Annotated in this window: 18 protein-coding genes; 8 read left to right on the forward strand and 10 right to left on the reverse strand. The window is 32.6% G+C overall.

Features of this window, described 5'->3' with window-relative positions; genetic code table 11:
• The first annotated feature begins 6 nt into the window (after positions 1-6).
• Genes OZP07_RS13060 through OZP07_RS13080 form a run of 5 tightly spaced genes read left to right on the forward strand, consistent with a single transcriptional unit; the run spans position 7 to position 5,061 of the window.
• Positions 7-1,911, forward strand: coding sequence for a type II secretion system protein GspD (locus OZP07_RS13060; protein WP_281635427.1), 1,905 nt, complete (start codon positions 7-9; stop codon positions 1,909-1,911).
• Positions 1,911-3,098: a hypothetical protein gene (locus OZP07_RS13065; RefSeq protein ID WP_281635428.1), complete on the forward strand. Its 1,188-nt coding sequence runs from the start codon at positions 1,911-1,913 to the stop codon at positions 3,096-3,098. The genes OZP07_RS13060 and OZP07_RS13065 overlap by 1 nt, the downstream gene beginning before the upstream one ends.
• Positions 3,091-3,615, forward strand: coding sequence for a hypothetical protein (locus OZP07_RS13070; protein ID WP_281635429.1), 525 nt, complete (start codon positions 3,091-3,093; stop codon positions 3,613-3,615). The genes OZP07_RS13065 and OZP07_RS13070 overlap by 8 nt, the downstream gene beginning before the upstream one ends.
• Positions 3,599-4,552, forward strand: coding sequence for a T9SS type A sorting domain-containing protein (locus OZP07_RS13075; protein ID WP_281635430.1), 954 nt, complete (start codon positions 3,599-3,601; stop codon positions 4,550-4,552). Before OZP07_RS13070 ends, OZP07_RS13075 begins: the two co-directional genes overlap by 17 nt.
• A gap of 2 nt (positions 4,553-4,554) precedes the next feature.
• Positions 4,555-5,061: a hypothetical protein gene (locus tag OZP07_RS13080; RefSeq protein ID WP_281635431.1), complete on the forward strand. Its 507-nt coding sequence runs from the start codon at positions 4,555-4,557 to the stop codon at positions 5,059-5,061.
• Positions 5,062-5,527: 466 nt separating this feature from the next.
• Here the strand turns inward: OZP07_RS13080 and OZP07_RS13085 are convergent, their stop codons facing one another.
• A complete protein-coding gene (locus OZP07_RS13085; protein ID WP_281635432.1) occupies positions 5,528-6,835 on the reverse strand; it encodes an IS110 family RNA-guided transposase in 1,308 nt (435 codons plus the stop codon).
• A 641-nt stretch (positions 6,836-7,476) separates the two neighbouring features.
• On the opposite strand from OZP07_RS13085, the gene OZP07_RS13090 reads away from it, so the two are divergent.
• Positions 7,477-8,187: a LytR/AlgR family response regulator transcription factor gene (locus tag OZP07_RS13090; protein ID WP_281635433.1), complete on the forward strand. Its 711-nt coding sequence runs from the start codon at positions 7,477-7,479 to the stop codon at positions 8,185-8,187.
• Positions 8,188-8,235: 48 nt separating this feature from the next.
• On the opposite strand, the gene OZP07_RS13095 is transcribed toward OZP07_RS13090, so the two are convergent.
• The 5 genes from OZP07_RS13095 to OZP07_RS13115 form a co-directional block, all read right to left on the reverse strand.
• A complete protein-coding gene (locus tag OZP07_RS13095; RefSeq protein WP_281635434.1) occupies positions 8,236-8,553 on the reverse strand; it encodes an Hpt domain-containing protein in 318 nt (105 codons plus the stop codon).
• Entirely contained in the window at positions 8,540-9,580 is a 1,041-nt protein-coding gene (locus tag OZP07_RS13100) for a sensor histidine kinase (RefSeq protein ID WP_194643828.1), read from the reverse strand. The genes OZP07_RS13095 and OZP07_RS13100 overlap by 14 nt, the downstream gene beginning before the upstream one ends.
• Positions 9,580-10,713, reverse strand: coding sequence for an FIST signal transduction protein (locus tag OZP07_RS13105; RefSeq protein ID WP_281635435.1), 1,134 nt, complete (start codon positions 10,711-10,713; stop codon positions 9,580-9,582). The genes OZP07_RS13100 and OZP07_RS13105 overlap by 1 nt, the downstream gene beginning before the upstream one ends.
• Positions 10,714-10,719: 6 nt before the next feature.
• Entirely contained in the window at positions 10,720-13,689 is a 2,970-nt protein-coding gene (locus OZP07_RS13110) for a PAS domain S-box protein (protein ID WP_281635436.1), read from the reverse strand.
• Positions 13,690-13,968: 279 nt separating this feature from the next.
• A complete protein-coding gene (locus OZP07_RS13115; RefSeq protein WP_194643823.1) occupies positions 13,969-14,382 on the reverse strand; it encodes a response regulator in 414 nt (137 codons plus the stop codon).
• Between the two features lie 862 nt (positions 14,383-15,244).
• On the opposite strand from OZP07_RS13115, the gene OZP07_RS13120 reads away from it, so the two are divergent.
• Both OZP07_RS13120 and OZP07_RS13125 read left to right on the forward strand, forming a co-directional pair.
• Entirely contained in the window at positions 15,245-15,418 is a 174-nt protein-coding gene (locus tag OZP07_RS13120; RefSeq protein ID WP_281635437.1) for a hypothetical protein, read from the forward strand.
• Positions 15,419-15,919: 501 nt separating this feature from the next.
• Positions 15,920-16,345, forward strand: a complete 426-nt coding sequence (locus tag OZP07_RS13125; RefSeq protein ID WP_281635438.1) for a response regulator transcription factor — start codon at positions 15,920-15,922, stop codon at positions 16,343-16,345.
• 198 nt (positions 16,346-16,543) lie between these two features.
• Here the strand turns inward: OZP07_RS13125 and OZP07_RS13130 are convergent, their stop codons facing one another.
• The 4 genes from OZP07_RS13130 to OZP07_RS13145 form a co-directional block, all read right to left on the reverse strand.
• Positions 16,544-17,740: a BT3233 family polysaccharide utilization protein gene (locus OZP07_RS13130; protein ID WP_281635439.1), complete on the reverse strand. Its 1,197-nt coding sequence runs from the start codon at positions 17,738-17,740 to the stop codon at positions 16,544-16,546.
• Positions 17,741-18,079: 339 nt separating this feature from the next.
• Complete coding sequence (locus OZP07_RS13135) at positions 18,080-20,098, reverse strand: DUF2264 domain-containing protein (protein WP_281635440.1); 2,019 nt, start codon at positions 20,096-20,098, stop codon at positions 18,080-18,082.
• Positions 20,099-20,123: 25 nt separating this feature from the next.
• Positions 20,124-22,556: a glycoside hydrolase family 2 TIM barrel-domain containing protein gene (locus OZP07_RS13140; RefSeq protein WP_281635441.1), complete on the reverse strand. Its 2,433-nt coding sequence runs from the start codon at positions 22,554-22,556 to the stop codon at positions 20,124-20,126.
• Between the two features lie 564 nt (positions 22,557-23,120).
• Positions 23,121-24,251, reverse strand: a complete 1,131-nt coding sequence (locus tag OZP07_RS13145; protein WP_281635442.1) for a glycoside hydrolase family 43 protein — start codon at positions 24,249-24,251, stop codon at positions 23,121-23,123.

Genomic DNA, 24,251 nt, shown 5'->3' on the forward strand with positions numbered 1-24,251 from the left:
ATAAAAATGCTTAAAAAGTTACTTTACGTACTAGCTGCGTTATTTTTTTCACATAGTATTATAGCTCAGCAAGATATTAATGAATTAAGCAGAAAATTTGATGAATGGTCATTACAAAAAAAGGGATTGAATGAAAGCATCAAAATGAATATTTCAGGGCTTACTTTACACGATTTTATTTCATCTATAGCCGAAGAGCATCTGTTGAATATTGATGTAGACCCAGAATTAAATCAGCCTATAGAGAGTAACTTTTTTGATGTTACTGTAAAAGATCTATTGATACATCTCGTTCAGAAATATGATTTAGATGTTTCTTTTATGAAAAATATCATCATTTTCAAGAAAAGAAAAGTTATAGCTGTTATTGAAAAAAAACTCCCTAAAGTTATCGAAATAAACTATAATTCTCAAAATGATTTTTTATCGATAAAAGCAGAAAATGACACTTTATCTTCAGTTGCAAAAGCAATTATTGATAAATCAGGTAAAAATCTGATATTGGCTCAAGATATAAAAAGCATCAGAATTTCTTCTTATATTTTAAACAGGCCATTTGATCAGGCGATTGAAATGATGGCCAAATCAAATGATTTATCAGCATCTAAAGATGAAAATGGTATTTATTTTTTACAAAAAAATAATAGTACTAATATAAACGCTCTTAGTCCCAATCAAAAAGCAAAACAGCCAAAAGCAAGTGTTGGTGTTCCAGGTTTCTATGAAATCGACACAAATAAAAATGGTTTTTTACATGTAAATGCCTATATAGCAGACATCTATGATATATTAACTGAAGCTGCTGAAAAACTGCACATCAATTATTTTCTATATAATAAGCCTGAAAATGAAAAAACAACACTTTCAGCTGATAATATCACATTTGATGAATTGTTAGAAAATATTTTTAAGGGAAAGAAATACACTTATAAAAAACAAGCAAATTTATATTTAATTGGAGAAGAAGCTACTGAAGGGCTTAGAGTTACCGAAATGATACCATTAGAAAACAGGTCTATTGAATCAATAATCGGTTCATTACCAAAAGTATTCTCAGAAAAATTAGAAATAAAAGAATTTACAGAATTGAATGGATTGATCGTTTCGGGATCCAAAACCATACTTAACGAGTTAAAAATATATATAAAACAAATTGACAAAGTAGTACCAATGGTGCAGATCGAAGTCATTATTGTCCAATATAATAAATCGTATGATATACAAACTGGCATGAAAGCAGGACTAGATAAACTAAATAAAATCCAGACAACAGGTGTCACATACCCTAATCAAGACCTTACTTTAAACGGCTCTTCTATAAATGATTTAATAGATGCTTTTAATGGTTTTGGTCTTTTCAAACTGGGGAAAGTAACCTCATCTTTTTACCTTAATCTCAAATTACTAGAAAGCAATTCGGCTTTAAAAATAGAATCAACACCAAAAATTGCTACTATAAGCGGACACGAAGCAAAGCTGTCTATTGGTGAAACCAGTTATTATTTTGAACAAAACAACAGATTAATAAATAATAATATTGGGAATGACATTTTAAATTCAGGCACTTGGAAATCTACTGATGCAAATTTAACGGTATCTATAAAACCATATGTATCAACAGATGAAAACGTAACACTAACCATCGCTGTAGAAAAAAGTTCTTTCTTGGCAAGAGCCGGTGAAGATGCTCCTCCTGGAAAAGCCACTCAAAAATTTGAATCTTTAGTAAGAGTTAAAAATGGAGAAATGATTTTATTGGGCGGCTTAGACGAACTAAAAAAAGAAAACTCAGGCACAGGAACACCGCTAATATCAAGAATTCCAATAATAAAATGGTTTTTTAGCAGTAGAAAAAAAGCTAAAAGTGATTCTAAACTTCATATTTTTATTAAACCAACAGTAATTTATTAATGGTAGCTGTCCTATCTAAATTTATAAAAATAAACGACTTAAATGTAGTTGGAGTAATCAAAAAAGAAGATTGCGAAATTTATAATGTGCTTACTATAAAAAAGAAAGCAGACAAAATTTCTATTGTTTCTCAACAAACTTTTGAAACAATTGATGAATTAACAAGAAAAATAGGAGAAAAAACACCAATTTTAATAGTACTAGAAGGAAAAGGGGTTCTAAACAAGGAAATTAACTCTGAAAATGAAACCGATGTCAACTGGCAGAAAAACGTAGATTATTCAGCTATTTATTATACAGATTTAAATGGTTTGCAGTCTAATTTCATTAGTTTTTGCAGAAAAAACATCGTTGAAGAAACTATATTAAAATTTCAAAAAAATGGTTTTCAGGTTATTGATATTTATATTGGATCTTTTCTAGCCACATTATTAAACAGCGTTATAAAAAAAGAAATACTGTATGCAAATAGTTTACGTTTGGATTTTGAACATGAAAAGCTAGTACGCTTTTCAAAACAGGACGAAACTGAAAAATCTGAAAAGTACAAAATTGGAAACGACATAGTTTCGAGCGTTTATTTACCCCTATATGGAGCAGCAATTTGTTTTTTTGTGAACCCAAAAGGTGTCAAAAAAACTATAAATCCTGTTTTAAATAATGAAGAATTAATATATAAAAAAGCTTTTAATATTTTAGGAATATTTATGCTTATATTCTTTTTCACCTCATTATTAGTAAGCTATTTTATAATACAATATTATGGAACAAAAAATGCGGAACTGAATCTTCAGTCGGTTTATTCAAACCAATCTTATCAATTAATACTAAATTTAGAATCCCAAAAGGAGAAAAAACTTTCTATATTAAAAGAATCTGGAGTTTTATCTTCTAAATTCCTTACCTTTTATAGTTATGAAATTATCAAAATGGTTCCGGTAAACATTTCTCTAAATGAATTAAATATCATTCCTTTAAAAGAAGAATATAAAGAAAATAAAAAAGCTTTTTTTGATAACAAAACAATTATTATTAAAGGTGAAACTTTTCAGGAATCTTCTTTTAATTTCTGGCTGGAAGATTTAAAAAAAATGAATTGGTTGCAGCATTTTGAAATTATAAGTCTCAAAAAAGACAAAAAAAACAAATCAGTATTTGAAATAAAAATTACACTTAAAAATGTTTGAAAACTACTCATATAAACAAAAATTTCATGCCTTGATTGTAATTTTTTTCATGGTGTCAATTACAGCATATAAAAGATCGTTTTGCACTCTTTATGAAGTTATCAGCGAATACAGAACATTATCAAAAACAGTAGACGATATTAATAAAAAAGCAAAAAACACTAGTGGCTTAAATAAAGATATTTCCTATTTAGACAAAATAATGGGAAAAGAAGGAGTATCAAAAGAAATGGTACAGCAAGGTATCATAAGTTTTGCTTCTGAAAATTCCAGAGAAATTTCAATAAATGACTTAAAACCCATTCATGATTTCTTGGAAGATGATTATCATATTATTACAAACCAACTGGACGTTACAGGGAATAGCAATCAACTCTTAAAATTAACTTATGATTTTGAAAAAAGCTTTAATCTTTCAAGAATAGTAAGCATGAATTTCTATACCGCAAAAAAGAATAATAAATCTGAAATTTTACATTTAAAAATGATTTTCCAAAATTATGAAAACAATAAATAAACTGATACTAATTGTACTGACAATCCTAACATATTCATGTGAAGATATCCTTGAAGAGGATATTAGCAATGATACTATTCAAGTCATTTCGCCAATAAAAGATGCCGTTATAGAAAGTAATGTGGTTAATTTTAAATGGAATACTCTTAATGGTGCAGATAATTATCGTATTCAAGTATTTGAATCCAATCAAATTTTAGTACTTGATTCTTTAACAACCAAAACAAATATTACTTTGCCATTAAAAGCAGGAAATTACATTTGGCGTGTAAGAGGTGAAAATTATGCCTATGAATCAATTTATTCTTTCCCATTAAATTTCTCAACAACTATTCCAAGCGATTTAACAAATCAGCAAGTAGTTTTATCAAGTCCGGAAAATGAAAAATTTTTAAATTTTATTAATATTACACTTAACTGGCTAACACTTGAAAATGCCACAAGCTATAGTGCAAGGGTAATCAATACAGCAACAGGTCAGGAAATATTTTATAAATCCAATTTAACAGAGACATCAGTAACACTCGATGTGGCCAATTTGACAGATGGGAATTATGAATGGCGAGTAAAAGCTAAAAACGCTGACAGTGAAACCAAACAATATGCCGCGAGGAAATTCAGTTTAGATACCTCTAAACCTAATCAGCCAAAAAACATATCACCTGCTGATAATTCAACTCAATCTGCCAATTCAAGTATTACTTATACTTGGAGTATAGCAAATGATGCTGGTACTGTAAAATCTCCCATTTCCTATCTGATAGAATTTGCAGCTGATGCTGATTTCAATTCAATTATCCAAACCCAAAACAGTAATTCAACAACACTACAGCAACCATTTTCAACAGCCGGCGTTTATTATTGGAGGGTGAGAGCTATTGATGGAGCTGGTAACATTGGTACAAATAGTACAGGATTTAAGTTTACTTTAAATTAAACATGGTCAAAAAGAAGATAAATGTAATTCTAATTCTAATTGTTTTGGGACTATGGGGAACCATAGGCTATAGAGCCCTGAATCGCCTTTTTTTTAAGAACGAAGCCGGATTTGGAAAACCGAATCAAAAAATCAATGTTACTATTAATCAGATTAACAAAGACACATTTGAATTAGAAAAAATAAGTAGAGATCCATTTCTCAATAAACAATATCAAAGTGATATTGTTCTCATTAAAAAGCCAATTTCAACTTATTCATCTGTAAAAAAAGTCATAGTTCCCAAAATTCCCAAAATCATGTCAAATATTAATTGGCCAACGCTGGTATATTACGGATATATTGGATCAAAAGAAAAAAATGAAGAACTGATTTTACTAAAAATAGATTCAAAATTATGCAAATTAAAACTTAACGAGCCTATTAATGGGCTGATCATTAAAAAGAAATACAAAGATTCTATTCAAGTATTTTTTAATTCAGAAACCAAAATTATTCGATTGAAATAGAGAAATATATCATTATAGAAGGAATTTAATTGGTAATGATATCTACCTCTCAAAGTTTAAAATATTTTCGATTGCAAATCTTCCGATAGATATTATTTTAAAAAAAATAGAAAATAGGTTTAAAATTACGCAGACTACCTTTTCCCTGAAAACTAATCCTGAAAAATTAACAACACTTAGAGCCTGTTTAAGTTTTATTTATTGGCTCTCTTATGACGATTTTTGGCAACAACTTCGTTAATTTTTATACAATAGCTCTGCTATTTTATAAAAAATTGCCTAGTTTCACTCAAAAATCATCTAATAATAAATCTCAAAACTAACCCACTATGGACTGAAAGTCCATAGATTTGATTAGGCAGACTGAAAGTCTATAAGGTTGAATTGCGAAAATTGATGAAATTTTGTCACTGATTCACAGATAAAAAATGATTTTAAAATCTGTGAATTCTATCTAACTCTTTTTTTAAATCACTGATAAATAATTAGTTTCTATTTTGTATTTTTTTATCATTTTATTTATTTGTAAAATCTTTTTAGTCTTCATTTCTTGAATATATTCTTCTGTATTAACAGGACTATAATGCGTTCTTTTCACAATCATATTCCACATTATGATGGCAATTTTTCGAGCTGTTGCCGTGATTGCAGCCCCTCTTCCTTTTTTGTATGCAATTCTTTTAAAAAACAACATCAAATACCCCTCTTTTTTCCTGTCAATTGAATTGGCTGCATTTCTTAAGGTCAATGCAAATTTATTTTTGCCTTTAGGAGTTTTACTGCTCAATATTTTCCCTCCGCTAATTTTATTATTAGGAGCTAATCGAAGCCAGCTTACAAATTGTTTTGCTGTTTGAAATTTGTAAATATCAGTTCCTACTTCTGCCAAAAAACTTGCAACTGTTCCTTCGCTAATGCATTCGATAGCAAATAAATCTACACCAAATAATTTGCAGCAATGAGATTGAACATCCAGTTGTATTTCTTTTTTTCGACTTCTGTTCTTTTTTACCATTTCGATATTCTCAGGTAAGACAATTTCTTGTGTCTGCTGTTGTAAAACTTCATTTATCTTTAGGCTGTTTTTCTTTATTTTTTCTTGTATAAAAAGATAAATATCAAAACAATCCGATAATTCATGTAATAATTCAGGATTGATTTTTCCTTGTAAAGCATCCGCTATTTCCTCCTTGCTTTTCTTTACTGGTTTGTCGCAATTCTCAGCCAATTTTTCACCAGATGTTTCTCCAGACAAAATAGATTTGATGATTCGAATGCCTGAAACTCCTACAATATCGCTTATAGCAACATCTAATCGAAAATTCATTAAGCGTAATGCTTTTTGCATTTTGTTTACATATTTAACACTTTCTTCCACCAAACTTTCGCCATGTCGATGTAACGTTCGAATTTGCAAAGTACTTTCGCAAGGAAGGAAAGATCCTCTCAATAATCCTAATGAATGCAATTTCTGTATCCATTGAGCATCTTTTACATCGGTTTTTGCTTTCAAGTTTTTTGTTTGGGTTCCTTGAACCAAAATAACTTCAAATCCTTCACTTTGTAATAGCATGAATAAAGATTGCCAATAACTCCCAGTGGATTCCATGGCAATGGTTTTGATTTGATTCGTTTTAAGAAAAACAACTAATTCAGTTAGTCCCGATCGATAAACATTGAACTCTTTAATTTGATTGTCTTCTTGTCCAACTGCAACAAAATGAGATCGGGAACCAACATCAATTCCTGCCGCATTTGTATTTAAAACTTGCATTTTTTAAAATTTTCCATAAATCTGTTTTTTAAAAATGCGAGGAAATGTAATATCTTTGCTAAAATTATTCTATACGAGATAACAAAATGTTTCATCATTAATTGTCTCAAAGGGCCTCCTACCAGAGGCCTTTTTACATTTCTACCAAAATCTGTGAAGGGATAGATTCACCATTTTACAAATAGGCTTCACACGCTTACACAAGTTAGCAACTCTTTGTCAAAGTCACACCACTTTCTTGAAATCTGTGGCAAAAACTTTTTTAGAAGCTAAAGCGAGATACACTGAAAGTGCATAGTTTTAAACTCTATTTGAGACCAATAAAATTTAAACAGGCTCTTAGAAAATAAATAATTACAAAAAATCTTGACAAGAAATTAAAAAAGTAGTAAAAAACTAATGGTTTTAGTTATTAACTTTTGTTTTATACCCATTTATAAAAATTATTTTTTTTAAAATATTTGGAAATATCAATAAATTAAAATACAAATATTCATATTAGGTCTTAAAAAAAGTTATTATCTTGCTTAAGAATAGGAAAAGGATTAAAAAAAAAACAATAGTACGGCTTTACAAAAATGAATTTGAAGTTATTTTAAAATCCATCAGTAGCTTTACCTGAATTATAAATCTGCTTAACTATGAATTGCATTATTATTGATGACGAAGAAATGGCAAGAGCCATCATAGAAAAAATGATTGAGAATACCCCTCAATTAAATTTGTTACAGGAGTTCTCAAATGCTATTAGCGCTATAAAATTCTTGAATCAAAATGAGGTCGATTTAATTTTTCTGGACATTCACATGCCCGATTTTACAGGTTTTGATTTTATTCAGACCATTAAAAACCCTCCCAAAATTATACTAATAACTTCTGACAAGAATTTTGCTATTGAAGCTTTTGAATACGAATGTATTGCTGATTATTTAGTTAAACCTATTACCGAAGACCGTTTTCAGAAAGCTGTTCAAAAAGTCAATGCCAGCCCGTTACCTCCAACAGCAACAGCTATAAATAAAACTGCTGGTGAAGATAATGCAAACGAATTTTATATTAATATTGACCGCCGTTTAATCAAAATTGAATTTGCTCTGGTAAATATTGTAGAAGCCAAAGGAGATTATATCCATATCAAGACGGATAACAAAAATTATGTAGTTCACTCCACCCTTAAAAAGATTGAAGACAAATTACCTGAAAATTTATTCTTGAAAGTACACCGTTCGTTTATCATCAACATAAAAAAAATTATTGATATTGAAGACAACAGTGTATTAATTGGCAAGGAAGTCATTCCTGTAAGCCGTGCCAATCGGCCGGATTTAATGAAGCGCTTGAATCTATTATAGCTTTCAAATAAACAAACTGTCATTTAGTAATTTACAAACAAAAACCTGCTAAATAGTATCTACAAAACACTGCATTGATCTTAAAACGGTTTCAAATTCTTCTTCAGAATTAATTATACTGTTTAATAAATTATTTTCATGTTCACGAGCTATATAGTAGCCGCTTTCAAGACCCAATATGGAAATTTTATGTTTTAATTTATGAACATGTTCTGAAGCAAGCCTGAAATCCCGGACTTCCATACTTTTATGATATACATCTATTTCAAGCGGAAGTTCTTTTTTAATGATAGCAACCATTTTTTTCTTAAATACATTATCATCTCCGCAGAGTTTATCTATATAATCTAAATTAGGCTGCTCCATGGTTTTTAGGTAAGGTGAAAAAAAATGTTGTCCCGATGTTTTCTTTACTTTCAAGCCAGATAGAACCTTTATAATACTCGATAATTTTATTAACGATAGAAAGCCCCACTCCTGAATTTTGATTATTGCTTTCTAATTTGGTGAATATTTTAAAAATCATATCATGGTATTTTTCAGCGATTCCGATACCGTTGTCTTTAATATAAAATTCAAAATCCTGCTCCTTTTCTGTACAGCCAATTTCAATTCTGCCTTGGGCTTTATCATTATAATTAATACTGTTCTGAATTAAATTCTGCATTAATTGTTTGAATCGCCAGGTATTCCCTTTTATTTTTGGCAGATTATTAATTATCAGAATTTCAATATTTTTCGGGATATGAATCTCTCTCTTTATTTCGTCAATTACTTGGTTAAAATCAATTAATCTTTCCTCGGATTCTAATTTATCAACTGTGGAATAAGCCAGAATCCCTTTGATGAGCAGATCCATTTTTTCGACATTAAACAATACTTTATTAAGGGAATCTAAACAGCTTTCGCCCATTTTATCTTTATTATCCTCAAGAACCCAATTAATCAGGGTATCTATATTTCTAAGCGGTGCTTTCAAATCATGAGAAACCACATGAGCATATTCGTTAAGCTCCCGGTTTTGATTTTCTAAACTTTTTAGCAGTTCTTCCCTTTGTTTATTCATTGACAAAATTTCTGCAGATTGCTTTTTTAAGAAATCAGACTGATTAAAATCCTTTTCATTACCCAATTTTTCAGCATCCAGATTCATTGAATTGAATATCTCCGTCAAATTTAAATTTATCTCTTTTAAACTATTGGCTTCGTTACGCAGTTTTATATTGGCCTCGAAAAGTTCATCAGAACTAATTTTCATAGCGCGCTGTAACATACTCATCTGATCTTCATGATTATTATAAGAATCATTGACTGCCTGCAAAAAATGCTTTAAATCTTTTAACTGTTCAGGGTTTATAAATTTGACAATCTGTCTTTTTAGTAAAGCATTCATTATTCGCTGATTAGGGTTAAAGTCATCGTTTGATTGTGCAGTTCACAAAACGTATTACCGCTAAACGGAGCCATTTCGCCATAAGAGTAAAACCCAGTAATCGCTACTTCATTTCCTATTATTTCCTGAACACGCTCTATTTCCTCTTCAACCCTTTGATTCATAACTAATTTCCTTCCTACACAGCTCACTAATAAAGCAAGCTGTGGGTGATTTTTTCTGTTTTTCATTGCTAACATGGCAGCCTGCGAAGCCCCCTCGGCGATAGCATCAACTGAGGCCATCATCAGCTGTACTTTTGCATTTTCGGGTACATCTCCAGCTAAAATCATCGACTGATCTTCGTTATTGATATTTAAAATGGTTCGAACCACAGCTTGAGATCTGCCTTCGGGCGTAACATTTAAAGGATATAGCAAAGAAGCTTGCGGCAGCTGACTGGCTTTGTCTCCCAAGTATTTTTTATATAAATCCAAAGCAGGCTGTCCGTCAATTTCATACAATACATTAGCTTCTGATCTGGTAATGATTCTTTCGGGACCAAATGAGCTCCATCCGCCAAAACTGGAAAACGAGATTTCTAGAGTTTTGCCATAAAATCCAATCAAAACGACTTCGCCTTCCTTAGGGTTTTCTTTATAGGAAGCTAATGTTTTTTCAAACTTTGAATCGTCCCCGCACATACCTCCCGAGACAGGCACTTTATTTTGAATGCCTTTTTCAAGACCTTCAATAAGTGAGCTTCCGTTTACGAAACTTCCTTCTGAGAGTACAAATAAATGCTTCAAATTTTCTTTGGGTATTTGCTGGTAAAGAGATTCTCCTAATGCATTCGCATCTTTTCCATGATTAAAAATATTGTCGGTTCTAATTTCGAATGTGCTTTTTTCAAATTCTACAGCAGTAACTACTATAGAATCATCAAAAACATTTGAATCGATAATTTCACCTGATGTAGAACCAAACACCAGATGTTCATAAGGGAATTCCTTTCTGATATCATCAATGACTTCTGGGCGCTCTAATTGCATTCTATTTCCGAAAACAAGTACCAGCGGATTTTTTAATTCTTCCTCTTTTGTCAGGTAATCCCAATTTTCATTCTTTTTTTTATAAGCTTGAATTAATTTCATAAGTTTCTATTTTGGTAGTTTAATAAAAAAGGCAGTACCCTTTGTAAGTTCGCTTTCAATCCAGATTTTTCCGTTGTAATTTTCTACTATTTTTTTCACAATAGACAATCCAATGCCTGTTGATTTCTTATTAGAAGTAAAAGATTGGAATATTTTGAATATTTTTTCCTGATTCTCCTGAGCAATACCGGGGCCGTTATCTTTAACGACAAAAACATAATGCTTTTTTTCCTCTTCACAGCTTATTTCAATATATCCTTGAGGCTTATCAATATAATTTACCGCATTGCTGATGATATTCAGAAATAATTGCTGCATTCTAAATCGTTCTGCTTTAATGGTTGGCAGTTCATTTTTTATTACAACTTGAATGTGCTTGGGTATATGGATAATATCGATTATTTTGCTGATTTCAGTATTCAGATTAATATTTTCAGTAATCATATCAATAGCATCTACTCTGGAATAGTTTAGAATTCCTTGGATTAAATGATCCATTTTCTCAACTTTATCTTCTATCATAGTAAGATATTGGAGCGTCTGCTCACTAAATTCTTTCTCATTGTCCTCTTTAATCCATGTAACCAGTGAGTGTATGCTTTGCAATGGCGATTTTAAATCATGGGATACAATCTGAGCGTAATCATTGAGTTGTTCGTTCTGTTTTTCTAATTTTTTAAGTAATTCCTCTTTTTGCAGTTCAAGGCTCTTTTGCTGGGTTATGTCTAAATGTATTCCTATTGAACCAATTATTTCGCCATTGACATTGTAATTGGGAGCACCGCTGATTAGCCAGTATCTCGTTTCTCCTTTTTTATTAATTGAAGTTACTTCATAAGAATCGGACTTACCCTTAACCCTTTCTTTACTTTTATGAGTAACTAATTTTTTATCTTCAGGATGAATCAAAATTTCAGATGCTTTGTTGCCCAGCAGATCAATCAGAGAAAAACCGGTCATATCACAAAATGACTGGTTAGCCAATTGTATTATATCATCCTTATCCACCTCCAGTAAGCCCATATTCATATTGGCGATAATATTCCTGTATTTTTCTTTTTCTGCTTCTAGGCTTTCTTTGTATTTTTTCTTGAGGGTAATATCTTCAAAACTCCACAAATGATAATCCTTTTTACTGTCTTTGGCTATTGGGATAAAGCTTCTTTCATACACGCGCCCGTCAGCCAGTTCAATCTCTTCAGAAAAGACGTTTTCTTTGTTTCTCAAAATTTCTTCTACCCTATCAATAAACGCATCTGGATTTTTAAAAAAGTGTTTATTTTCTTCAGTACCCATCTTAAAATCAAACCCTATCATTTGTTCTGGTTCGCCTTTAAAATCAAATAAATCGCAAAATCGTTTATTCGCTATCAGCACCTTTCTATCCTCGTCTTCTAACAAAATACCCAATTGAAGATTGGTTATTAAAGAAGTCAGACGGTTTTCAGAATCAATAAGCTGCTGATTGAATGCTTTTTCCTGGCTTATATTTTCTTCAATTGCAAAAAACTTAATCACTTCACCCTGTTTGTTATGCAGTGCCTGTCCTTGCACTCTAACCCAATACTTTTCTTTAAATTTTGTATAATTTAATATTTCGCAGGCAAAAGGAAGGCCTTGTTTTATTTGATTCTTTAAATAATTTATTGTCTCTGGATTGGTTTCTTCACCTTGCAATAAATGACCGGGTCTGTGACCAATCAGCTCTTCTTTGGAATATCCGGTCATTTTGGTAAAACTGCTGTTGACCCACTCTATTTTACCTTCTTTGTCACTGATAATTACTGAACTGATATTTTTATCTGCTATCGAGGAAAGTAATAAAAGCTGTTCTTCATTTTGCTTGTCTTCTGTAATATCCTCAATCATTGCAAAATATTGAATTACTTTTTTGGAGGAATTCAAAATCGGCTGTCCAACTGTTTTAGACCAAAAAGTATCCCCGTTTTTTTTAGCATGCAGAATTTCTACCTCAAAAGTATCCCCTTCATAAAAAGCATCAATCATTCTATGGATTTCCTCTTTATTAGACAAAGGATTTGACCCCAATTCAACAGGCGTTCTGCCGATAATTTCATCATTACTATATCCTGTCAGTTTGGAATAAGCATCATTACACCAAAATATCTTTCCGTCAGGATGTGTAAATACAATTCCGTTTTTATTGGTTTTTGCTACCAGAGAGAGCTTATTTAACTCTTCCTTATTGATCTTCTGCTCAGTAATATCATGTCCATAAACATTAACATAACCATCTTCCTGAAAACTTTTGCACACAAAAGAATAGTACTTACCATTACTTTCAGCCTCAAACATCCAGCTTTCTTTTGTTTTATCGATCTGATGCATGATGAATTTAAAAAAATCCTGAATTTCATAATCAATCCCGTGAGATGTAAGTTTTTTTAAATTCTGGGCCGCAAGATTCATATTTAATAAACGCCCCTCAAAATCAATAAGAATTAATGGATCTGGATTTTGATTAGGAAATAATGATATATCGTGAATTTCCTTACCGGCATTCTTTAATTGATTCTCCTGCTGATGTATTGCAGTTAGAGACTTTTGTGGTTTTAAATCAAGTAAATCTAATGCTAAATCATGGTGAGCAAAATCAAAAAGAGATATTTTTTTTTCTTTAAAATTGTTCACCGAAGTAAGCCAGAGACTGCCTAAAAATATATAGCCGTCAGCATAGTTTTCAAATTGCCCCCGAAGTGAAATTTTCTCCTGGAGTGATTCGATTATGACTAATTGATTTGTAACTTTATAAAAATTGTCACTATTTAACTCTTCAATATGCGGTGTGGTAATAGCAAATGAATGAAGGAAATATTCATTGTTTTTTAAATCAGGAATAACTTTGATCAGGCTTTTGCCTTTGTCTTTGATAAGTAAACTGCCGTCAAGCAAAACATAAAAGGGAAAGATCCTATTGAATGTTTCACTGTCAAAATGAAATTGAGAATTTTCCATGCTTTACCCTCCTTAATTTTTTTAAAAAAAACACAAATAATGAGCTGTTATTTCGAATGCTTTTTATACTAGAAGCCACTGAACCATAATAAAATACAGTTCAATACTTTCGAATTTTTACCTTAAATTACTGCTTTTTTCTCAAACAGCAAATTTTTTTAAAACTAAAGTGGTATTTCGTTTTCTTTTTAATATCTATTTTATCTTTTTACAACTGGAAAAACAGTTAAAAACTATATTTTTTATCGGAGCTGTATTCAGATAACGCCATCTATTGTATTACTGCGAAATCAATTCATTCGTACTCCAATAATCTAGTATTTTTCGCAGCCTGTCTACATAATCATCATATTTCAAAGGCTTTAAAATATAGCCTGCGATACCAATTTTATAGCATTCCATAACATCCCTATGATTATTGGAAGTAGTTAATATAATTGCTGGTATGTATTTCAATACATCATCTGATTTTAAAATAGTCAAAAACTCTATCCCGTTCAACTTAGGCATATTAAGATCCAAAATAATAACATCAGGAATTATTTCTTTTCTTTTTAATACATCAACTGCTTCCTCACCATTATTAGCTTCAATGATACGATGATTGAGTTCTAAACTTTTTAGTACTCTATTGAATTTCATGACTTCAATTGCATCATCTTCGATTAGTAATATATTTAATGATTTTGCCATTTTATTAATTTTTTTTATAAACATTTATTCAACTTCAAATGTATTTCATTGTCTTAAAAGTAAGAGCTGTTTTTCGTCAGATCCTAATAAAGTATGGACAACTGGAAAAAAAGTGTCGACGAATGGTATAACGGCATCTCATTCATAAAAATATCTTGAAACGAATAAAACAATGACAATAAACAAAGTGAAGATCAAAACAAGATTCAGAAAATGGAACTGTTTCCATTTTAATATTCATTCGTCGATAGATGATTTGTAATCAATTACAAGTCAGCCATAAAGTTTAAATATTCATCGACAGTAAACTTCTATTCGTCGAAAAGAAACAAAAAAACCTTTTTACCGCCATAGATTTGCTTCAGAAATAAGAAACAAATAAAAATTAATCCCATAATAATCTCCAAAAACAATCTAACCAATTTAGCTGTAATTGCTGTTTCATTACATGATACTTAATTAGTAAGCACTTAAATAAAGTTTCATCTAAATACCACAGAAAAATGAAAACAGCAATTACTCTAAAAAACACAATTCTAATTTACTTCCAGAATTACATCGCCGTTTATTATTGGACTTTGCCCATCTAAAATCAATTTTGAAGTTACCTACATCTTCAAAAAAGACTTGCTAAGTCCCAAAAACATGACTTCCTTTTTTGTCCCAAAGGCTTTTAGCTTTATCCAAATTAAAAATCAGTAAAGGCGGTGTAATTATTGTGAAGTGCTATTTTTCTAATGAATAGCAGCAAACGAATCAAAGCCAGTTCTTATAGCTTTACTCTTTTGGCAAAACAAAAACAAACATCTTTTTATTATTCCCTTTATACTTCAAATAGACAGTATCTTCTAATTAATCTGCGATGGCATTTATTGCTTACAATCCAATACCTGAATTTTTAGCATATTACTGGCTAACGGTTTCAAATAATTTAAATACTTCTTTTAAAATGGCTGCAGAAAAAAACTTTGTCTTTGTCAGACCAGCCATAAGCCTTCACCCGTCTTTAGGAATTAACTACAAGGAAAACAGATAATCCTTTGAATGATTCCATTCGTCGATAGTGTGATTACAAATAAGAATAAATTAAGAGCAGGTACTGATATTTCACCGAAAGCAAGGTTCCATTGGTCGAATACAAGTGATCCTCCATTGTTATCTGTCGCATATTTGCATTAGAAATAACAAATTAATTAACTCTAAAACATAAATGTTATGGCTTTCCAAATCACAAAAACTGACGGAATTTACGAGATTAATGTTTGTCCTTGGTCTCATAAACAGCCGCACACAAAAAGATTCAGTGCATCTTTTTTTCTATCACTAATAGTTGAAATTCAAATGGAGATTTTCAATTCATGGATACCGTTTTATTATAAACCTGAACCAATTATTATCCGCAATAAACGCCCCTTTTAGCTGTAAAATCTATTTGACTTAGCTGCAGACAATAACCGAAATATTGCTTTTAAAAAATATTTCTTTCTCTTTTTAAATAAATACAGATTCAAAAGAAGAATTATAAAAATAAAACAAAATGAACAATTCTAATATAAAAATATTGATCGCTGAAGATGATGCATTAATGGTAAAAATTCTTGAGTTTATACTTAGAAAAGAAGGCTATGAAGTGGCTTCCTGCAAAGATGGCTTAACTGCTATCAAAATGATTCCTATTTTCGTACCTGACTTAATCATTACTGACATTGTGATGCCATATCGTTCTGGACTGGAAATAATTAACCATTCAAAAGAAAATTTTAAAAACATTCCAGTTATTGTAGTGTCATCATTAGGCGAAGAAGAAAGCACAGTAATTAAAGCATTTAATTTAGGTGCTGATGATTTTGTTTCTAAACCTTTTAATCCAAATGAATTATTGGTGAGAATAAAACGTTTATGCAACAAAACAAGACACAGTGTAAAATCAAAAGAAAGTCTTACAATAATTCTCAGTGCTTAATAGGCTGTTTAATATGAGTCAGCTCTGGGTAATTACGTAATTATAATACAACTCCGTATGAAACATCAAGCAAAACATTTAATCAAATCAATTCCTACAATATAAAAACTGTTTTCTGTTTATTAAAACCACTGAAAATGATTTATAACTACAAAAAACAGTTTTTCAGATAGTGTTTGTTTTTTGACTTATAAAAAACTACAGTTTTACTTTTAATGGATTTTGGATTATTTTTGACTGTTTTTCTAACAAGGCGTCCCACTCTTCTGCCGATTTCACCTGACCGCTTTTAAGCCATGCAAAACCTGCATAATAAATCAATATATTATTTACAGGGTTTGTAACGATTAAAATCTGGCTCTGATCAGCAGCTTTAGTACGGTAATCAAAAGCTTTTGTCACCGCTTTTGGATCGATCAGAATTCCTTCTCCTACAAATGAATCATCAATTGGTTCCCAATGACGAAAAATTCCTTTTTTAGCATCAATCAGGACTGTTCCTTTCTCCTGATGCAGTGTAATTCCTAAGGTATAATTTGGAATCTTTACCGCAGCACTGATGCTGTTTTCAAATTTTGAAAAATTAGAACCAAGATCAAGCGATATTCTTTTTGTCTCTGTAACGCCATACCTGCTCCATTCAGGGTATTCCAATTCAAAAACTGCGCGCAGCGGACCTTTGGCAATTACTTTATATTTCTGGAAATTTTTGGAAGTGTACAAACTGTCTTTTTCCCAGATTCCTGTTCCGCCGTTTCCTCTGCTGTAACCTACATGGTATGGATCATATCCTTCACCGTGATCGATGTGATAATAACCCGAAGCAGTACTATTTTTGGCATACCAGGAATCGATAATTGGATAATTTACTTTTTTAAGCCAGATATCTATACCGCTTGAAAGTGTTCCGCCGGCTTTTTTCTCATCAACCAGACGCTGTGCTTCGGGACCGTAAGTTCTAAAAGCGACTTTGTCATTTTCCCAGGCAAAATCATCTATCCGCTCTGGTACAAAACGTGCATAAGTGGTAAGTGCCGGAGCCGGTCTGTTTTTAGCAGCATCAGCATCGGTAAAAACGGTATAAACTGTTTTGGACAAAGCTACAACTGTAGCCTGAAACAGCAGTTCATCCGGCCTGCCGTCAAGATTTAAGTCAATTAATTGTGTTACAAGCAGATTTCCTTTTTCATCTTTTACCAGTAAGTCCTCATAATTCTTAACCAAAGCAAAAACTTTGTTTTTATGCAGGTCTATCGAAATAATTTCTGCCGTGCGGTCAAAAGGAAGTGTATTTTCGATGATAATCTTTCTGCTGAATTCAGCAGTGCTTCCAAAACCCGAGAACAAACCAAGGATTCCAATAAAAAAGATACTGTTTTTTAAATTTAATTTCATACTAATTATTATTGTTCAAGGCATTTACTTTAAAAAATCAAACACTAATTACACGAATTTTCACGAATTATAATCTGTTTTAATTACACAAACTTTTAAAACAAATAGGATAAAGTAACCCGTTGGGTGCAATTATAAAAAAAGAGCTAATAGTTACTTTTTTGTCATTTAGAGGTACGAGAAATCACATTAGTTATTTACGTTATGTGATCTCTCCTGCGTCGAGATGACAAACTTTGCGAATAATTCGTTAGCTAAATTACAAATCCGATAACTTTAACTATAAAAATTCTTTTTTTTTAGTTACTAAATCTAATTGTCCCCAACAGATCATAATAACTATTTTTTATCAAAATCCACAGATTTCTTTAAGCCATTGCTAAATTCAATTATAACCCTGCCCTCTTTCTGCTCAAGGCTTTTTACAGGAGCCAGCTCATTTTTATTCCATTTTTCTCCAGATTTTTTCCAAAGCATTACTGTGGAATAAATGGATTCCTTATTCTCTGGATTAAAATTAGCGGCCACATCAATTACCTTGCTGATCTCACTTTCAGGATGCAGGCCTTTGGCTGTAACTGTTTCTGCTGTGCTCCAGCCTGAAAGCGGTATCATGGCTAATTGGTACTTTCCATTATCAATAATAGTCACAACTTTTCCATTCACTTTTTTAGTTACTGTTGTAATTTCTTTATCGAATTTTGGCAGTGCATAATGTCCTAATCGCATGGAAACTGCCTCGGTACTGTTATTTTTGTCGATTCTTAAAATTCCGTTTGGCAAAGGAATATCAGCCAGACTCATTTTAATTTTATCATTGGTTTCCAAAACTGCATCTCGGTAATAAATGCCGTCTTCAAATCTTTTGAAAGTATATAAACGTAAAGGTTCCCACTCCTGTTTTGCATTTTTAAAAACATAGTTCATGGCAACTTCACCGTTTACACCATCTGCCTGCCATAGAAAAGCGCTGTTATACGACAGACGATTGTAATTTTCAGTTGATCGGAAACCCTGCCAGTCGTCTTTTTTCTTTTCATGGCACCAGGCTCTCACTTCTGAAGCTCCAATATCAGGATAATCTGTAATTAAGATTCCTGAACCTTTTTGAAAATTATTATAAACCTGATCTTTTTTGAATTTAGTTTCCCAGTCTCCTTCATTTTCTTTTGCAGTCCAAAAAGGATTGTCATCCGGCAGTAAAAGCCCCAGAAAAGCTTTTCCCATCCAGTACACGCTTCCTCTGCAGCTATACACTTGTACGGCAGGCTCAAATGCTCCGTAAAAACCAAGTGTCGGCACATTATCTTTCATGAAGTCAGGATGCTCCAGAAATTGTTTTAAAACTCCGGATGAAATTCTTCGGAGCCAGCCATTATTTACCGCAGGATCCTTTTCTAATCCCATAAAAGGCAAAGCGGCAATTGTGGCAATTCTATAACTGATACTGCGCCCGAACATAATCATCTCCCCGTTACGGCTGAACATTAACGGGTAATTGGAATTCATATCTTTGAAATTGCTTCGAAATTTTGCGGCATATTCCGGATAATATTTATTTCCAAAATACTCGGACCATAAAGCTCCATACAATTGATAGCCCCACATGCTGTAATAATCATAAGCTGGGTTATCATTGTACCAGCCTTCTCCTCTATAATCGTTTAACGATTTCTGCAGATATTCCTCCAGCAGTTTCTCATTTACGGCATATCCCTGATCTTTGAAAAAACTCAATACAAAAATGTTGAAAAACTTCCAGTTGGATGGCACTGTAGGACCGTCACCATAACTCAGCATTGATTTTGCCAATGCATCTTTCTGATCTTGAGGCAGTGGTTTCCAAAGCACCTCAGGATTGGTCATCAGTGATATTGTTATTGCTCCATATTCAACCAAATTCTGGCTCGGCCCTCCGTTTTTAGCACGGGGAACTATATAAGAGGGGCTGTTAGGATCAATTAATTTACTAAACTGATGTCTGTAATATTCAGCCACTTTGATATTATTAATCACTAAATCAGGATTTTCCTTTAGAAGCGGAGAGGCTATAAATAAAGTCCTGCTCAAACCTTCTAATTTCTCTGTAGGCACTCTGCCTTCATCCTGAGGGTAACTTTTTCCCGGCTGTTTTGGAAACTTCATCGGATCATCAAGAGTATGAACGTAGCTGAAAGCTCCTTCCAATAAATAAAGTGCAGCATCTTTCCAATGCTTTTTTGTCATTCCTGTATAAGGACTAAGACTGTAATCAGGATTTTTTACATGAAAAACACCCGAGTTATTTTCTTTTTGCTGTGAAAAAACAGAAACACTGAAAATACTGGCTAAAAACAGCATTTTTTTAAATTTATTCATTTTTGAAATAATTGATGTTTACAATTTATTTATTTTCGACTGCTTGTATATTAATCACTTTTTTATTTAAATCAGGAGAAGAAACTTCAAGATTAATTACTCCAGATTCGCCGTTACTTTTAATAATTACCAAAGCACGTCCATGCCATGCTTTACGAGTATTGGCAGTATACAAATCGGTATCTTTTAAATCGGCATTGTCTGCTCCAGCAATTGTTCCAGCACCCGAAATATTGAATGTAAGCTGATTGGCAGCATTTGGATTTAAAACACCTTTATCATCAGTGATTTCAACACTTACATACACCAGATCCTGACCATCAGCTTTTATTGTTTTGCGGTCAGCAGTTAATTTAATTTTAGCAGACTGACCGGCAGTTTTTAATAAAACCGATTCCGTTTCTTTACCATTTTCCAAACCAACTGCTTTCAATTCACCGCTAGTGTAAGGAATTACAAACGTCGCTTTAAACGCCTGCGCTTTTCCCGTTTCTTTCTCACCAATATTTTTCCCGTTCAGGTACAGTCTTACTTTTGGGTATTTCGAATATACTTCTACTTCAATATTTTTACCATCGTAACCCGGCCAAGTCCAGCTTTCCCATGTTGGCCAGACAGACCAGGATGTCAATTTTATTGTTCCGTTTTCAGGATTTGGCTCTTTGACAGCCATGTATAATTTTTCGTTGTTATTATACAGCATACTTCTGTAATGAGAAATTGGTTTTCGCCATCCAGTTAAATCTACATCCCCGCAATAAGCGCCATGCCATGGATACAGATTTGCTGTCCAATGCTCTCCCTCCGTTTCACCTGGATACACAAAGCGCCCAATACCCGATTCACCCAGATAATCCATTGCCGTCCAGACAAAATCGCCCAGAATATAATTATTTTTTTGAACTAAATCCCAGTTAGTAAACGCATCTTTTGGATACGATTCGGTCTGTACAATAATTCGGGAAGGCACTCTTTTATGATCCGATTCTGCTTCATGAAGCTGATAATTGTATCCTGCAACATCGTGAGCTGCCATCAATGGATCAAAAATATCCCAGCCTTGGTTCCAGGTAGTCATTGCTGATGTTACCGGACGGGATGAATCGATTTTATGGATGGCATCTGCCAGCATTTTTGCCGTTTCAACTGCTTCAGGTTTGGTTCTTTCTATAATTTCGTTACCAATGCTCCACATGATTATTGAAGGATGATTGCGGTCTCTCAACACCATGGATTCTACATCATGCTTCCACCATTTATCAAAAATAGTGGCATAATCATACGTATTTTTCTTTTCTCTCCATCCGTCAAAAGCTTCATCAATTACCAGCATCCCTAATCGGTCACAAGCGTCTAAAAAAGCTTCAGAAGGCGGGTTGTGCGACGTTCTTACCGCGTTAAATCCCGCAGCTTTCAGCAGTTCAATTTTTCTTTCTTCGGCACGGACATAAGCGGCAGCTCCCAGAGCACCATTATCATGATGCACACAGCCTCCGTTTAATTTTATTTTTTCTCCATTTAATAAAAATCCGTTTTGCGCACTAAAATCAATAGTTCTGATTCCGAAATCCATTATTGAAGCATCCACATTCTTTGAATTAACATTAAGTGTTGATTTTGCCTTATACCTATTAGGTGCTTCCACCGACCATAGCTTAGGATTTTCAACTGTCATAATCTGTACTGTTTCTTTTTCTTCACCTGGCTGTAATTCTATTTTAGCCGTGGCATTAACCGCATTTTTTCCTTTAGCATCATTAATGGCGGTTGAAAGCAAAACATTCTGCTCAACAGCCGTTTCATTTTTTACAATCGTTTTTACCTGAACCTTTGCTTTATTATTTTTAATTTCCAAAGTAGTAACTGCAACACCCCAAGTTTTAACATGAACCAGATTTTTAACCGTTAACCAGACATTGCGGTAAATACCGGAACCGCTGTACCATCTGCAGTTTTTCTGCTGCGAATTATCAACCTTAACGGCAATTGTATTCTGCTCTCCGTATTTTAAATAAGGTGAAAGATCATATTCAAAAGAAGTATAACCATAAGGCTGTACTCCAACTGATTTTCCATTAATAAATACTTCAGAATTCATGTAAACTCCTTCAAAATAAATGGAAACCTTATTCCCGAACCATTCGTTAGGAACTGTAATTTTTTTTCTGTACCAGGCTTTCCCCATTAGATAAAAACCGCCGTCACCTTCACTTGGATTATTTTTTTCTGATTTTCCTTCAATACTCCAATCATGAGGCAGAGTTAATTTACGCCAATTGCTGTCATTAAATCCTGAATTGCCATACTCCGGTGAATCAGTCAATGAGAATTTCCAATCCGAATTAAAAAGCTGTTTTCTTTCTCCAGCAGTATTTTGTGCATAGCCCATTATTACACTGCCGATCAGCAATAGATTAATTAAAATTATTCTCTGTATAAATCTTTTCTTTTTAGTCATTACTGCTTGGTTACTTTTGATTATTTAAAAAATGTTTTACACATTAACTATATATAAATTATAATATATAAGTGTAAAAACAACACTTTTCAAATATATAAAAATTACGTTTAATTTCTTGGCCTGAAAACTTCTTTAATTTAAAATTCTGCCCTCCTAAGAATATTAATTTCTATTGTTTAAACCTATTAAAAATCTTACTCTATGGCGCATAAGCTTTTAATATCAATAATTTATCACCTGATAAATCGACCTCAAATAATTTCGGAATTTTAACCGTTTTATCACCAACTTTTCGATGGCTGTGAACAGACATAAGCCATTTGACCTCAAATGTTTTAATTTCGGTTTCGTCTGCCTATAAATTTATTAATTCACTGATATTAAATTCTATTTTTAATTTTATGACTGTACACAAATAATACTATGTATTTTTATCGCCGCTGATTAAACAGATTCTCGCAGATTTCAGTACTATTTTTTTTAAAAATCTGTCTAAATCTTTTAATCTGCAGCTAATTAGATCTGTTTGGTATTAGTTAAGTATAGTCATATTTAATTTTATTAATTTTCTTTAAAATCTGATAGATTCCATTTATCAGACCATACTAAAATTGGTTTCTCATCTGCTGTTTTTATTGGCAGCCAAATATAACTTCCGTCGATGGGATTGTCTGGTTTCCATCTGTCTGCCATAAAAATAAACTGATTTTTTTTGCCCTGAACCGGAAAAATATAAGTGCTTTGCGAATGGAATGTTAATCCCGCATCCGCATCCGGACCCGTACACGGATTACCCAAAGCTTTCCACGGTCCCAAAATAGATTTAGAGCTAAACGAACGTGCTTCATTAGGATCCCAGCCTGTGCATCCTGAGGTTATCATATAATACATTCCGCCTTTTTTGAAAACTGCGGGCGCTTCATTATGACCAGCTGGAGCCATTCGTGTCCATTTTTTGGTAAAATCCAAATAGTCATCTGTAAGTTCCGAAATATGAAGCGTCAGATTATCCTCAGATGAGTGAATCAGATAAGCCTTTTCATTGTCATCGACATATACAGTCATGTCTCTTGACATCTGTCCTTTGTCAAAATCCCTTCGTACCAGCAGACCGTTCTGAATTGCTGTCAGCCATTCTGGGCTCCAGGATTTTAAACTGCTTTCATTGGCCGTGGCCGATTTAAATTCATCTTTAAAATCGACTGGCCATACTCCTTTATTCGGACGGTATGATTTCTTAAATTTAAACGGTCCTTTAGGCGAATCACTAATAGCTGTCGCTGCTCTTGCTGCATCGTACCCCTGCCCTTTCAATTCCAAATGAAACCACATCACATACTTTCCTGTCTTTTTATTAAAAACCACTTTCGGACGTTCAATTATACAGCCTTTTGTTATTTCCGAATTAGGATTCTGTTCAGCCTTTAGAACAATACCTTCGTTTTTCCAGTTATATAAATCTTTAGACGTATAGCAGCTGACACCCTTTAAAGCGGTGTTTCCTCCTTTGCCTTCGGTCTTAAATTCTCCATACCAATAATACGTTCCGCCGGCAAAAATAATACCGCCGCCATGAGCATTAATATGTACGCCATCTGTATCCTTCCATTTTTTTCCAGAAAAGAAATAATTGTTTTGCGAAAAAACAAAAGAGCATAGGAAACACAGAACTATCGAATATTTTAATTTCAT

The organism is Flavobacterium marginilacus (assembly GCF_026870155.1).
GTDB classification, from domain to species: domain Bacteria; phylum Bacteroidota; class Bacteroidia; order Flavobacteriales; family Flavobacteriaceae; genus Flavobacterium; species Flavobacterium marginilacus.

Excerpts from the sequence above, each read along its gene's own strand:
- OZP07_RS13060 (WP_281635427.1), top strand. The coding sequence starts at position 7 with ATGCTTAAAAAGTTACTTTACGTACTAGCTGCGTTATTTTTTTCACAT.
- OZP07_RS13065 (WP_281635428.1), top strand. The coding sequence starts at position 1,911 with ATGGTAGCTGTCCTATCTAAATTTATAAAAATAAACGACTTAAATGTA.
- OZP07_RS13070 (WP_281635429.1), top strand. The coding sequence starts at position 3,091 with ATGTTTGAAAACTACTCATATAAACAAAAATTTCATGCCTTGATTGTA.
- OZP07_RS13075 (WP_281635430.1), top strand. The coding sequence starts at position 3,599 with ATGAAAACAATAAATAAACTGATACTAATTGTACTGACAATCCTAACA.
- OZP07_RS13080 (WP_281635431.1), top strand. The coding sequence starts at position 4,555 with ATGGTCAAAAAGAAGATAAATGTAATTCTAATTCTAATTGTTTTGGGA.
- OZP07_RS13085 (WP_281635432.1), bottom strand. The coding sequence starts at position 6,835 with ATGCAAGTTTTAAATACAAATGCGGCAGGAATTGATGTTGGTTCCCGA.
- OZP07_RS13090 (WP_281635433.1), top strand. The coding sequence starts at position 7,477 with ATGAATTGCATTATTATTGATGACGAAGAAATGGCAAGAGCCATCATA.
- OZP07_RS13095 (WP_281635434.1), bottom strand. The coding sequence starts at position 8,553 with ATGGAGCAGCCTAATTTAGATTATATAGATAAACTCTGCGGAGATGAT.
- OZP07_RS13100 (WP_194643828.1), bottom strand. The coding sequence starts at position 9,580 with ATGAATGCTTTACTAAAAAGACAGATTGTCAAATTTATAAACCCTGAA.
- OZP07_RS13105 (WP_281635435.1), bottom strand. The coding sequence starts at position 10,713 with ATGAAATTAATTCAAGCTTATAAAAAAAAGAATGAAAATTGGGATTAC.
- OZP07_RS13110 (WP_281635436.1), bottom strand. The coding sequence starts at position 13,689 with ATGGAAAATTCTCAATTTCATTTTGACAGTGAAACATTCAATAGGATC.
- OZP07_RS13115 (WP_194643823.1), bottom strand. The coding sequence starts at position 14,382 with ATGGCAAAATCATTAAATATATTACTAATCGAAGATGATGCAATTGAA.
- OZP07_RS13120 (WP_281635437.1), top strand. The coding sequence starts at position 15,245 with ATGGCATTTATTGCTTACAATCCAATACCTGAATTTTTAGCATATTAC.
- OZP07_RS13125 (WP_281635438.1), top strand. The coding sequence starts at position 15,920 with ATGAACAATTCTAATATAAAAATATTGATCGCTGAAGATGATGCATTA.
- OZP07_RS13130 (WP_281635439.1), bottom strand. The coding sequence starts at position 17,740 with ATGAAATTAAATTTAAAAAACAGTATCTTTTTTATTGGAATCCTTGGT.
- OZP07_RS13135 (WP_281635440.1), bottom strand. The coding sequence starts at position 20,098 with ATGAATAAATTTAAAAAAATGCTGTTTTTAGCCAGTATTTTCAGTGTT.
- OZP07_RS13140 (WP_281635441.1), bottom strand. The coding sequence starts at position 22,556 with ATGACTAAAAAGAAAAGATTTATACAGAGAATAATTTTAATTAATCTA.
- OZP07_RS13145 (WP_281635442.1), bottom strand. The coding sequence starts at position 24,251 with ATGAAATTAAAATATTCGATAGTTCTGTGTTTCCTATGCTCTTTTGTT.